The organism is Rhodoblastus acidophilus, assembly GCF_900187365.1.
In the GTDB taxonomy this organism is placed as follows: Bacteria; Pseudomonadota; Alphaproteobacteria; order Rhizobiales; family Beijerinckiaceae; genus Rhodoblastus; species Rhodoblastus acidophilus.
Genome location: NZ_FYDG01000005.1, coordinates 25,273 through 38,106 on the forward strand (window position 1 = coordinate 25,273; position 12,834 = coordinate 38,106).

The 12,834-nt window shown below is 66.3% G+C and carries 10 protein-coding genes; all 10 read left to right on the forward strand.

Annotated features, from left to right (window positions below):
• Positions 1 to 10: 10 nt before the first annotated feature.
• Positions 11 to 547, forward strand: coding sequence for a YbhB/YbcL family Raf kinase inhibitor-like protein (locus tag CFB24_RS11765; RefSeq protein WP_244593321.1), 537 nt, complete (start codon positions 11 to 13; stop codon positions 545 to 547).
• A 67-nt stretch (positions 548 to 614) separates the two neighbouring features.
• Positions 615 to 1,973, forward strand: a complete 1,359-nt coding sequence (locus tag CFB24_RS11770) for an ABC1 kinase family protein (protein WP_088520820.1) — start codon at positions 615 to 617, stop codon at positions 1,971 to 1,973.
• Positions 1,974 to 2,326: 353 nt separating this feature from the next.
• Positions 2,327 to 3,460: a Re/Si-specific NAD(P)(+) transhydrogenase subunit alpha gene (locus CFB24_RS11775; protein WP_088520821.1), complete on the forward strand. Its 1,134-nt coding sequence runs from the start codon at positions 2,327 to 2,329 to the stop codon at positions 3,458 to 3,460.
• A 33-nt stretch (positions 3,461 to 3,493) separates the two neighbouring features.
• The gene (locus tag CFB24_RS11780; protein ID WP_088520822.1) at positions 3,494 to 3,922 is read left to right on the forward strand and encodes an NAD(P) transhydrogenase subunit alpha part 2; all 429 of its coding nucleotides are present in this window, start codon (positions 3,494 to 3,496) and stop codon (positions 3,920 to 3,922) included.
• 3 nt (positions 3,923 to 3,925) lie between these two features.
• Positions 3,926 to 5,326 (forward strand): NAD(P)(+) transhydrogenase (Re/Si-specific) subunit beta, encoded by a 1,401-nt coding sequence (locus tag CFB24_RS11785; protein ID WP_088520823.1) that lies wholly within the window; start codon positions 3,926 to 3,928, stop codon positions 5,324 to 5,326.
• Between the two features lie 191 nt (positions 5,327 to 5,517).
• Positions 5,518 to 8,454, forward strand: a complete 2,937-nt coding sequence (ileS, locus tag CFB24_RS11790) for an isoleucine--tRNA ligase (RefSeq protein WP_088520824.1) — start codon at positions 5,518 to 5,520, stop codon at positions 8,452 to 8,454.
• Positions 8,451 to 8,942: a signal peptidase II gene (gene lspA, locus CFB24_RS11795; protein ID WP_158255325.1), complete on the forward strand. Its 492-nt coding sequence runs from the start codon at positions 8,451 to 8,453 to the stop codon at positions 8,940 to 8,942. Before ileS ends, lspA begins: the two co-directional genes overlap by 4 nt.
• Positions 8,943 to 9,012: 70 nt before the next feature.
• Complete coding sequence (locus CFB24_RS11800) at positions 9,013 to 10,035, forward strand: hypothetical protein (RefSeq protein WP_088520825.1); 1,023 nt, start codon at positions 9,013 to 9,015, stop codon at positions 10,033 to 10,035.
• Positions 10,036 to 10,136: 101 nt separating this feature from the next.
• Positions 10,137 to 11,474: a M16 family metallopeptidase gene (locus CFB24_RS11805; RefSeq protein ID WP_425332130.1), complete on the forward strand. Its 1,338-nt coding sequence runs from the start codon at positions 10,137 to 10,139 to the stop codon at positions 11,472 to 11,474.
• A gap of 46 nt (positions 11,475 to 11,520) precedes the next feature.
• A complete protein-coding gene (locus CFB24_RS11810) occupies positions 11,521 to 12,801 on the forward strand; it encodes a M16 family metallopeptidase (protein ID WP_088520826.1) in 1,281 nt (426 codons plus the stop codon).
• Positions 12,802 to 12,834: the final 33 nt, after the last annotated feature.

Sequence of the window (12,834 nt, forward strand, 5' to 3'; positions counted from 1 at the left end):
GGAGACCGCCTTGAACTGGAAGTCGTGGATCGGCGCGGGCGCCCTGCTCGCCGCCGCGTGCGGCGGCGCTGCGGCCTTTGAACTTAAGAGCGCCGACATCGCCCCCGGCGCGACCATCGCCGACACTTTCGTCTTCAAGGGCTTCGGCTGCGCCGGCGGCAATCTCTCGCCGGCGCTGGACTGGAGCGGCGCGCCGGAAGGAACCCAAAGCTTCGCCCTGCTGGTCCACGATCCCGACGCGCCCACCGGCGGCGCAGGCTTCTGGCATTGGGTGGTCACCGACATTCCCGCCAGCGTCCATTCCCTGCCGCGCGGCGCCAAACTCCCCGACGGCGCCAGGGAAATCGCCACCGATTTCGGCGCCCCCGGCTATGGCGGCCCGTGCCCACCCCAGGGCGACAAGCCGCACCATTACAATTTCACCATTTATGCGTTGAAATCTGCCAAACTCGACCTGCCGCCCAACGCCACGGCCTCGCTGACCGGGTTTGTCGTCAACGCCAATGCGTTGGCCAAGTCCACGTTGACGGGCGTTTACGGCAGATGACGAACCAGTCCCCTCTCCCCGCAAGCGGGGAGAAGGAGCCGCCCCGCGCCCTGCATCGAGAACAGATATGACCGACGACGAACGCAACCGTTTCGGCGCCCGCGCCGCCCGCTACGCCGCCGTGGGGGCGCAGGCCGGGGGCGTCGCCGCCCGGCTCGTCGCGGGGCGGCTGTTGGGCCGCGACCCCGATCCGAAAAAGCTCGCGGCGACGCTCGGCGGTCTCAAGGGGCCGCTGATGAAGGCGGGGCAGTTTCTCGCCACCATCCCCGAAATCCTGCCCGAGGAATACGCCGAAGCCCTGGCCGAATTGCAAAGCGAGGCGCCGCCGATGGGCGCGGCTTTTGTCGCGCGGCGCATGACCTCCGAACTCGGCCCCGACTGGCGCCGGCGCTTTCAGACCTTCGAGATGAAGCCGACCTTCGCCGCCTCGCTCGGCCAGGTGCATCGCGCCACCACGCTCGACGGCGCCGAAGTCGCGTTAAAGCTGCAATATCCCGACATGGCCTCGGCGGTGGAGGCCGATCTCGCCCAGCTCGACTGGGCGATCGCGCTGCAACGCCGCCTCAATGGCTCCGTCGACGCCAGCGACGCCTATGCCGAACTGGCGACGCGGCTGCGCGAGGAGCTGGATTACCGCCGCGAGGCGCAGAACGCCGCGCTTTACGGCGTCATGCTCGGCGGCCGCGACGACCTCCGCATTCCCGCCGTGCGCGCCGACCTGTCGACCGGACGGCTGCTGGCGCTGTCGTGGCTGGACGGCGAAAAGCTGCTCAGCTTCAAGGACCATGCCAGCCAGGACGAGCGCAATGCGGCGACGCGGGCGATTTTCATGGCGTGGTGGCGGCCCTTCGCGCAATTCGGCGTGATCCACGGCGATCCCCATCTCGGCAATTACACCATTTTCCGCGACGGCGAGGCGGTCGGCGTCAACCTGCTCGACTACGGCTGCATCCGGGTGTTTCCGCCCGTTGTGGTCGGCGGAATCATCCGGCTCTACCGCGCCCTGCGCGATGGGGACGGCGCCAGCGCCGCCCAAGCGTACAGCGAATGGGGCTTCGAGAACCTCAACCCCGACCTGATCGAGGCGCTGTCGTTCTGGGCGCGGTTCCTGCTCGGCCCGCTGCTCGACGACCGCGTGCGCGCCGTCGCCGAAGATGTCGCCGTCGGCGCCTATGGCCGCGCCGAAGCCAAGGAGGTGCGCCGGCGCCTGCGACAATTTGGCCCAGTCCGGCTGCCACGCGCCTTCGTGTTCATGCACCGCGCCGCGCTCGGCCTGAGCGGCGCCTTCCTGCACCTGCGCGCGCAGATGAATTTTCACCGGCTGTTCGAGGAGGCCCTGGCGGATTTTTCAGTCGAATCCGTGGCGAAGCGGCAACAAGCTTTGCTGGAACAGGTGGGATGGACGCCCTCGGACCCGCGCGGCTGACCCCAGCCGAATCAGGACGTCAAGGCCGCAAAGCCTTTGCTCCAGGACAAAAAGTTCTATATCAATTGCCCTTTGGCTATGGCAGTGGCGTTAGGTCGCAGCCATAGCAAGAAATTGCGCCGACCAAGAAATTGTGTCGGCAAGGCGCCCGCGACAAGAATGTTTTGCCGAAGGAGAGGATAATGACGGCGCAAATCAGGTCGATCGATCCGTTGGCCTCGCCGCCGGATCGGGAGGCGACAGCGCTCGTCCTTTTCCGGTCCGCCGCTCGTCACACGCACTAACCCGTCCCTGCCCGGCAGCGGGCGGAAACGTCCAGACCCGCCGCAAAGCGGGCTCAATCGGAGTTGTTCATGCGTATTGCCGTTCCCGCCGAAACCCGCGCCCAGGAAGGGCGCGTCGCGGCGACCCCCGACACCGTCAAGAAATATATCGGCTTCGGCGCCGAAGTCGTGGTCCAGAAAGGCGCTGGCGCCAAGGCCGGCCTCACCGACGCCGATTTCGAGAAGGCCGGCGCGACAATCGCCGCCGACAATGCGGCGACCGTCGCCGGCGCCGATGTCGTGCTGACCGTGCGCCGCCCGGAGCCTCAGGCCCTCGTCGGCGTCAACCCCGACGCGGTCGTGCTGTCGCTGATGGACCCCTATGGCCAGGAACGGCTGCTCAAGGCGCTCGCCGGCGCCGGCGTGCGCGCCTTCGCCATGGAGTTGATGCCGCGCATCACCCGCGCCCAGAGCATGGACGTGCTGTCGTCGCAGGCCAATCTCGCCGGCTATCGCGCGGTGATCGAGGGCGCCGAGCAGTTCAATCGCGTGCTGCCGATGATGATGACCGCCGCCGGCACAGTGCCCGCCGCCAAAGTGTTCGTGATGGGCGTCGGCGTCGCCGGCCTGCAGGCCATCGCCACCGCCAAGCGCCTCGGCGCGGTGGTGACGGCGACCGACGTGCGGCCGGCCACCAAGGAGCAGGTGGAGTCGCTCGGCGGCAAATTCCTCGCCGTCGAGGACGACGAGTTCAAGCAGGCGCAGACCGCCGGCGGCTACGCCAAGGAAATGTCCAAGGAATATCAGGCGAAACAGGCGGCGCTGGTCGCCACCCATATCGCCAAGCAGGACATTGTCATCACCACCGCGCTGATCCCCGGCCGTCCCGCGCCGAAGCTCGTTTCGGCCGACATGGTCGCCTCGATGCGCCCCGGCTCGGTCATCGTCGATATGGCGGCGGAGCGCGGCGGCAATTGCGACCTGACCAAGGCCGGCGAAACCGTGCTCAGCCCCAACGGCGTCAAAGTGCTCGGCCCGCTGAACCTCGCCGGCGATGTGGCCGCCACGGCGTCGCAGCTTTATGCGAAAAACCTGCTCACCTTCCTCGAAACCATGATCGACAAGGAAAACAAGGCCATTGTCGTCAATGAGGAAGACGATTTGATCAAGGCCACGCTGCTGACCAAGGGCGGCGCCGTGGTTCATCCGAATTTCGCGGGCTAACGCCCTTTCCCCCTGAATTGCCTGGAGAAGCCTATGTCCAGTGACCCCCAAAGCGTGGCTGAGCACGCGCAAACCGCCGCGCAGGCCCTGCGCAGCGCGGCCGACGCCGCGCAGAACTACGCCGACCAGATGGCGGCGACGGCCCATGCCGTCAGCGGCGGCGCCATCGACCCCTTCATCTTCCGGCTGGCGATTTTCGTCCTCGCCGTGTTCGTCGGCTATTACGTGGTCTGGTCGGTGACCCCCGCCCTGCACACGCCGCTGATGTCGGTGACCAACGCCATTTCGTCGGTCATCGTGGTCGGCGCCCTGCTCGCGGTCGGCGTCGATCTCGTCAATAGCGAGGGGTCGGGATGGGCGCAGGCGTTCGGCTTTTTCGCCCTCATCCTCGCCTCGGTGAATATTTTCGGCGGCTTCCTCGTCACCGAGCGCATGCTCGCCATGTACAAGAAGAAGGGCTGAGTCATGGCCAATCTCGCAGCCCTGCTCTATCTCGTTTCCGGCGTCCTGTTCATCCTCGCCCTGCGCGGCCTGTCGCATCCGACCACCTCGCGCCAGGGCAACCGCTACGGCATGATCGGCATGGCGATCGCCATCGTCACGACGCTCGCCCTGCGCCCGCCGTCCAGCTTCCTCAGCTTCATCCTGCTGGTTCTGGGCTTCGGCATCGGCGGCGGCGCCGGCGCCTATCTGGCGCGCAAGGTCGAAATGACCAAAATGCCGCAGCTCGTGGCCTTCTTCCACTCGCTGGTCGGCCTCGCCGCCGTGCTGGTGGCCGGCTCCGCGCTCTACGCGCCGCAGGCGTTCGGCATCGGCATCCCCGGCGACATTCACGCCGCCAGCCTGATCGAAATGTCGCTCGGCGCGGCGATCGGCGCGATCACGTTCACAGGTTCAGTCATCGCCTTCCTGAAGCTCGACGGCCGCATGGCCGGCAAGCCGATCCTGCTGCCGCAGCGCCACACCATCAATGTCGCCCTGGGCGCGGGCCTGGCCCTGTTCATCCTGGGCTTCTTCCTGTCCGGCAGCGAAGTGCTGTTCTGGGCGATCGTGCTGGTGTCGCTGGCCCTCGGCGTGTTGCTGATCGTGCCGATCGGCGGCGCCGACATGCCCGTGGTCGTGTCCATGCTCAACTCCTATTCGGGTTGGGCGGCGGCCGGCATCGGCTTTACGCTCGGCAACATGGCCTTGATCATCACCGGCGCGCTCGTCGGTTCGTCGGGCGCCATTCTGTCCTACATCATGTGCAAGGGCATGAACCGCAGCTTCATCTCGGTCATCCTCGGCGGCTTCGGCGGCGAGGATGCGGCGGTGGCCAGCGGCAAGGCGGAAGCGCGTCCGGTCAAGCAGGGTTCGGCGGATGACGCGGCCTATATCATGCAGAACGCGCAGAAGGTCATCATCGTGCCCGGCTATGGCATGGCGGTGGCGCAGGCGCAGCATGCCCTGCGCGAAATGGCCGACCTGCTCAAGGAAGAAGGCGTGGAAGTCAAATACGCCATTCATCCGGTCGCGGGCCGCATGCCCGGCCACATGAACGTGCTGCTGGCGGAAGCCAATGTCCCCTATGACGAAGTGTTCGAACTGGAGGACATCAACACCGAATTCGCGCAGGCCGACGTGGCCTTCGTGATCGGCGCCAATGACGTGACCAACCCGGCCGCCAAGACCGACAAGTCCTCGCCGATCTATGGCATGCCGATCCTCGACGTCGAAAAGGCCAAGACGGTGATGTTCGTCAAGCGCGGCATGTCCTCGGGCTATGCCGGCGTCGAAAACGAGCTGTTCTTCAAGGACAACACCATGATGCTGTTCGGCGACGCCAAGAAGGTGGTCGAGAGCGTCGTCAAGGCGATGGCGCACTAACCTTTAGGGTTCAGCGTGACAAAATTAGGCCGCCGCTCTTACCAGCGGCGGCTTTTTTCGTTAAAAGGCGGCCATGTCCTTCCGCACCGCCATATGCATCCGGCGAATTATCGGCCCGGTCCGCGCGTAAAATTTCGCGCGCGCCGGGATTTTGATTGACCGATGGACCTCCCTCGCCGCGAGATGCTGAAATGACCGAGAAAACCGGCCCCGACTATTCCGCCACGCTCTATCTGCCGAAAACTGATTTTCCGATGCGCGCCGGCCTTCCGAAGAAGGAGCCGGAATTGCTGGCGCATTGGGAGCAGACCGGCCTGACCGCGAAGTTTCGCGAAGCCGGCGCGGGAAAACCGAAATTCGTGCTGCACGACGGCCCGCCCTACGCCAACGGCAACATCCACATCGGCCACGCGCTGAATAAAATCCTCAAGGACATTGTCGTGCGCTCGCAGCGCATGAGCGGCAAGAACGCCAATTACGTGCCCGGCTGGGACTGCCACGGTCTGCCGATCGAATGGAAGATCGAGGAGCAATATCGCGCCAAGGGCCGCAACAAGGACGAAGTGCCGGTGGTGGAATTCCGCCGGGAATGCCGCGCCTTTGCGGAAAACTGGCTGAACATCCAGCGCGAGGAATTCAAGCGGCTCGGCGTCTCCGGCGAGTGGGACGGGCGTTACGCCACGATGGATTACGCCGCCGAGAGCATCATCGCGTCGGAAATCCTCAAATTCGCCGGCAACGGCCTGCTCTATCGCGGCTCCAAGCCGGTGATGTGGTCGGTGGTGGAAAAGACCGCGCTGGCCGAGGCGGAAGTCGAATACGAGGACCACACGTCCGATTGGATCTTTGTCGCCTTCCCGGTGCGCGGGTCGTCGGCGCGCGTGGTGATCTGGACCACCACGCCCTGGACCATCCCCGGCAATCGCGCCATCTCCTATTCGCACCGCATCGGCTACAGCCTTTATCGGGTCACCGCCGCGCCCGAAGGGAATTGGGCCAAGGTGGGCGATGAATTCATCCTCGCCGACAAGCTCGCCGAAGACGTTTTTAAAGCCGCCAAGGTCGACGCCTTTGAAAAGGTGCGCGAGGTTGCGGCAAACGAACTCGCCGGCCTCACCTGCGACCATCCGCTGAAAAATCTCGGCTACACGTTCGGCGTGCCGCTGCTCGACGGCGACCATGTCACCGACGACGCCGGCGCCGGCTTCGTCCACACCGCGCCAGGCCACGGCCGCGAAGACTTTGACATCTGGATGGCGTCGAGCCGCCTGCTGCACGAGCGCGGCATCGACGCGCGCATCCCCTATACGGTGGACGCCGACGGTTTTTACACCAAGGAAGTCCCCGGTTTTGAAGGCGCGCGCGTCATCGACGACAAGGGGAACAAGGGCGACGCCAACGCCCGCGTGATGGACGCCCTGATCGCGGCCGGCGCGCTGCTGGCGCGCGGGCGGTTCAAGCACCAATATCCGCACAGCTGGCGTTCGAAGAAGCCGGTCATCTTCCGCAACACGCCGCAATGGTTCATCGCGATGGACAAACCTTTCGGGGCTCAGACCTCGAACGGCGCCACCCTGCGCGAGATCGCGCTGGAAGAAATCGCCAAGACCAAATGGGTGCCCGCCGCCGGCGAAAATCGCATCACCGGCATGATCGCCAACCGCCCGGACTGGGTGGTGTCGCGCCAGCGCGCCTGGGGCGTGCCGATCGCCGTGTTCGTGAAAAAGGGCGGCCACGAAATCCTGGTGGACAAAAACGTCAACGCACGGATCGTCGCGGCTTTCGCCGAAGAAGGCGCCGACGCCTGGTACAAGGACGGCGCCGCCGAGCGTTTCCTCAAGCCCGAGCACGACCCCGCCGATTACGAAAAGATCGACGACGTGCTCGACGTCTGGTTCGATTCCGGTTCGACCCACGCCTTCACGATGGAAGACGCCAAACATTTCCCGACGCTGGCGGGGATCAAGCGCCATCACGACGGCGGCGCCGACGAGGTGATGTATCTCGAAGGCTCCGACCAGCATCGCGGCTGGTTCCATTCCTCGCTGCTGGAAAGTTCTGGCACACGCGGCAGAGCGCCTTACGACACCGTTCTCACCCACGGCTTCGTGCTGGACGAGAAGGGCCGCAAAATGTCCAAGTCGCTGGGCAATGTCGTGGCGCCGCAGACGGTGATCAAGGACGCGGGCGCCGACATTCTGCGGCTGTGGGTGGCGGCGTCGGACTATTCCGACGACCTGCGCATCGGCAAGGAAATCCTTTCGACCTTCTCCGAGACCTACCGCAAGCTGCGCAACACCTTGCGCTGGATGCTGGGCGCGCTCGCGCATTTCGATCCGGCTCAGGCCGTGGCGCGCGAAAAAATGCCGGAGCTGGAGCGCTATATGCTGCACCGGCTCGCGGAAGTGGACGCGCAGGTGCGCGAGGCCTATGCCGCCTTCGATTACAAGAAGGTGGTGGCGACGCTGACCGCCTTCATGACCGGCGACCTTTCGGCCTTCTATTTCGATATCCGCAAGGACTGCCTCTATTGCGACCCGCCGTCGAGCGTGACCCGCAAGGCGGCGCTCACCGCCATCGACATGCTGTGCGACGCGTTGCTGAAATGGCTGGCGCCGATCCTGTGTTTTACGGCGGAAGAGGCTTGGCTGGCGTTCCGGCCGCAGGCCGAGGCCTCGGTGCATCTCACCACCTTCCCGCAGGGTCTGGAAAGCGGCCGCGACGAGGCGCTGGCGACCAAGTGGAAAGCCGTGCGCCGCATCCGCGCGGTCGTCACCGGCGCGCTGGAAATCGAGCGCGCCAACAAGACCATCGGCGCCTCGCTCGAAGCCGCTCCGCAGGTTTTCATCGCGGATGAGGCGTTGCGCGCCGCGCTGGAGGGCGTGAATTTCGCCGATGTCTGCATCACCTCGTCCATCGAGATCGTGGCCGGCGCGGCGCCCGAAAACGCCTTCACCCTGCCGGAGACGCCCGGCGTCGGCGTGGTCAGCCGCCGCGCCGAAGGCAAGAAATGCGCGCGCTCCTGGCGGATTTCGCCCGAGGTCGGCGCCGACCCCGACTTCCCCGATGTGACCCTGCGCGACGCCCAGGCGCTGCGCGAATTGCGCGCGGCGGGCGTGTCGGCGTGAACCGGCGGATCGCCGGTTTTGCTTTGGCGGCGGCGGTTTTCGCCGTCGACCAGGCGTCGAAAATCTGGGCGATCGGCCTGCTCGACACCCCGGACGCCCCGCGATTCGATCTGACGCCGTTTCTCGCGCTGACCATGAGCTGGAATCGCGGCGTCGCCTATACGATGCTGCATTCGGACGGCGATTTCGGCCGTTACGCGCTCGCCGGGCTGGCGGCCGCCGCCTCGGTGTTTCTGGGCTTCCTGCTGTGGCGGGCGAAAACCAACGCCGCCGCCGCCGCCTTCGGTTGCCTGATCGGCGGCGCGCTCGGCAACGCCCAGGACCGGCTGACCCATGGCGCCGTCGCCGACTTCCTGTATTTCCACACGCCGTTCTGGGCGGGGCCGCTGGCCAATTACGTGTTCAATTTTGCGGACGCCGCGATATTTGCCGGGGCCGTGCTGCTGATATATGAGTCGTTTACGAGTCAAGCGCCGGCAGCGTCTTGAAGCTTCTTCGCCGCGATTTCGCCAAGAAGCGGCCATAACGCTGGAAACGGTCGAATTGCGGGGTTTGTGCATGGCCAGGAACAACAGGATCAGCGCCTTGATGGCCGCGCCGCTTTGCGCAGCGGCTTGCCTTGCGACGCCCGCGTGGGCGGAAGATTCACTGTTCGACAAAGCGTCGACCGGAGCAGAGGCGCCGGCCGCCGCGCCGCACAAGGCCAAGCCGAAGCACGCCGCGAAAGCCAAACCCGCTCACCCGCCGCAAGCCGAAGCCGTCGCGGCGCCCGAACCTGTCGCCGCCCCGGCGGCGGCGCAGCCGGAGCAGCAAAAGGCGTTTGGGCAGGACATGCCCCGGCAATCGCTGATCAACCGCCTCACCAGCCCGCAGAGCGCCGAACCCGCCGCCGCGAATGGCGGCGCGGCTTCTGGCGCCGCTCCCGCCCAGGCCGAGCCGGAGGAGGAAACTCTTCCCAACGGCATGCCGAAAAAATTCCTGCTCAACCGCCTGTTCGATTCCAGCGCGCTGGAACCGGCGCGCCAGCCCGACCCGCGCAGCTTTATGGCGCAGGCGCAAACCAGCGAACCCTCGCTGTTCGACAAGGCCACCGGCGCCCTGGGCCTCGGCGACAAGCCAGAGACGCAGCCCGCCGGCAATCTGCCGCCCGTCGAGGTGACCGCGCCGGCCAAGCCTGACCGCCAAGCCAAACCTGAGCGACAAGCCAAACCTGAGCGCAAATCCAGGACGGCGGCGCCCGCCGCCGAGGCGCCCGCCCCTGCCGCGCCCGCGCCGGTCGCTGCGCCCGCGCCCGCCCCGTCGGGCTGGTTCGACCGCGCCACCAACGCGATCGGCCTCGGCGGCTCGGACGAGCCCGTTCCCGACTATTCCGAACGCTCCAAACTCGCCATTCCCCAAAACCGCGACGCGCTGCCGCCGCCCCGCCCGGTCGAGGAGCGTCGCATGCCGCGTCCCGCCAGCGCGGAGGCGCTGACGCAGCCGCCGCCCAGCTTTACGGAAAAGGTTCGGGGTCCCGACGGCCAGGTGTCCGGCTTCACCGAACAGGACGAAGGCAAGAAGGGCTGGTTCAACTGGTTCTGACGGCGCGTCAGGCAAGAATTTTGCAAGCCGGGGCTGTCGCTCCGGCTTTCGCCACTTATATTGGGTGAAGCTTCTGTTCGCCCCGCACCAGGATTCCGCCCGTGACCGTCGTATCGCCCCAGCCGTCCCTGCCCCATGAAGCGCCGGCGGAGGGCGAGGGGGCGCACGCCGGACCGAAGATCAGCGCCTTCCGGCTCGCCAACGGCATGGATGTGGTGGTGATCCCCGACCACCGCGCCCCGGTCGTCACGCATATGGTGTGGTATCGCAACGGTTCGGCCGACGATCCGCGCGGCAAGAGCGGCATCGCGCATTTCCTCGAACATCTGATGTTCAAGGGCACCCACAAGCACAAGCCCGGCGAATTCTCCCATCTCGTCGCCGAACTCGGCGGCCAGGAGAACGCCTTCACCTCCTACGACTTCACCGCCTATTTCCAGCGCATCGCCCGCGAGCATCTCGGCGTGATGATGGATTATGAAGCCGACCGCATGACCAACCTCACCCTGTCGGACGAGGTGGTGCTGCCCGAGCGCGACGTGGTGATGGAGGAGCGCCGCATGCGCACCGAGGCCGATCCGAGCGCGCAGCTCGACGAGGCGCTCAACGCGGCCCTGTTCACCCATCACGCCTATGGCGTGCCGATCATCGGCTGGGGCCATGAGATCGAGACTCTGAACCGTCACGACGCGCTCGACTATTACCGCCGCTTCTACACGCCCGAAAACGCCATTCTGGTGGTCGCGGGCGACGTCGAGCTGGAGGAAGTCGAAAAGCTGGCGCGCGAAACCTATGGCAAGGTTCCCGCGCGCGGCGAGGCGCCGCGGCGCGACCGGCCGCGCGAACCCGAGCCCCGCGCCGAGCGGACGGTGAAACTGGCCGACGAAAAGGTGGAGCAGCCGAGCTTCGAGCGCATCTATCTCGCCCCGTCCCAACGCACGGCGGCGCCGGGCGAAGCCGAGGCGCTGGAAGTTCTGTCGCATTATCTCGGCGGCGGCCCGACCAGCCTGATCTATCGACGCCTCGTGCTGGAGCGCAAACTCGCGGTGTCCGCCGGCGCCTATTATTACGCGTCGGCGCTCGACGACAGCCGCTTCTACGTTTACGCCGTTCCCACCGAGGACGTGTCGCTGCACGATCTCGAAGCGGCGATCGACGACGTGCTCGACGAACTGTTCCGCGACGGGATTTCGTCCGAGGATCTGAACCGCTCGATCAACCGGCTAATCGCCGATTCGGTCTATGCGCAGGACAGCCAGATGGCCCTGGCCCGCTGGTTCGGCGCGGCGCTCGCCATTGGCGGCGGCGTCGAGGACGTGCTCGGCTGGAGCCGCCGTATCGAGGCGGTGACATCGGAGGATGTCGCGAAGGCGACGAAATGGCTGAACCGCCGGCGCGCCGTCAGCGGCTATCTGCTCAAGGACGAACAAGCCGCCTAGAGCACGATCCCCCAGCCCTTCTCATCTTTTGCCCCAAGGCCTCGCCATGAACGCACCTGCAAAAATCTCGCGCGCCTCGCGCGTCCAGCAAATCGTCACCCCGTTCGGGATCAAGGCCTGGCTGGTGGAGGATTACGCCGTGCCGCTGGTCGCGCTGGAATTCTCCTTCGAGGGCGGCGCCGCGCAGGATCCGCAAGGCAAGGCCGGCGCGGCCTCGATGCTGGCGGGCATGCTCGACGAGGGCGCGGGCCACCTCGATTCGGAGCAGTTTCAGCGCGCGCTCGACGATCACGCCATCCGCCTGCATTTTTCCGCCGACCGCGACGAACTCACCGGCCATTTGCAGACGCTGACGCGCAATCTCGATAAAGCGTTCGAGTTGGTGACGCTGGCGCTCAACGCGCCGCGCTTCGACGCCGAACCGCTTGAGCGGGTGCGCGGCCAGATCAACGCCATGCTGAAGCGCGAATCCAAGGATCCCGACGCCATGGCGGGACAGGCCTGGCGCCGCGCCGCCTGGCCGAACCATCCCTATGCGCGCTCGCCGCGCGGCGAGCTGGGCGAAGTGGACACGGTCGGGCGCGAGGATCTGGTGGCGCTGCACCGCAAGCTGCTGGCGCGCGACGCCTTGAAAATCGCGGTGGTCGGCGCCATCGACGCGGCGACGCTGGCAACCAAGCTCGACGCCCTGTTCTCCGGCCTGCCGGCGCAAGCCGAACGCGCCCCGCTGCCGCAAACAAACATCGCCGGACTCGGCCGACGCGTGCTGGTCGATCTCGACGTGCCCCAGGCCAATATCCGTTACGGCCGGCCCGGCTTGACCCGCCACGACCCCGATTTCATCGCCGCCACCGTGGTCAATCACATCTGGGGCGGCGGCTCTTTCACTTCGCGGCTGTGGCAGGAGGTGCGCGAGAAGCGCGGCCTGACCTATTCGGTCTATTCCATGCTTTCGACGCCCAAAGCCTCGCCCGGCCTGATCGGCGCCACTTCGACCAAGAACGAGCGCGCCGCCGAATCGCTGTCGGTGATCTCGGAGGAAGCCCGGCGCATGGCCGAGGAAGGCCCGACCGCGGACGAGTTGGAGAAGGCGAAAAAATATCTCGTCGGCTCCTATGCGCTGCGCTTCGACACCTCGACCAAGATCGCGGGCCACTTGCTGCAATTGCAGCAGGAGGGGTTTGCGCCGGATTATCTCGACCGCCGCAACGCCGAGATCGAGGCGGTGACGATCGAGGACGCCCGCCGCGTCGCCAGGCGCCTGCTCGGCGACGGGCAGTTTCTGGTCGCCGTGGTCGGACGTCCCGAGGGCCTCAACGCGGGCTGATCGTTCGCGCGGCGCCCCCGCACGTCTCCTCCG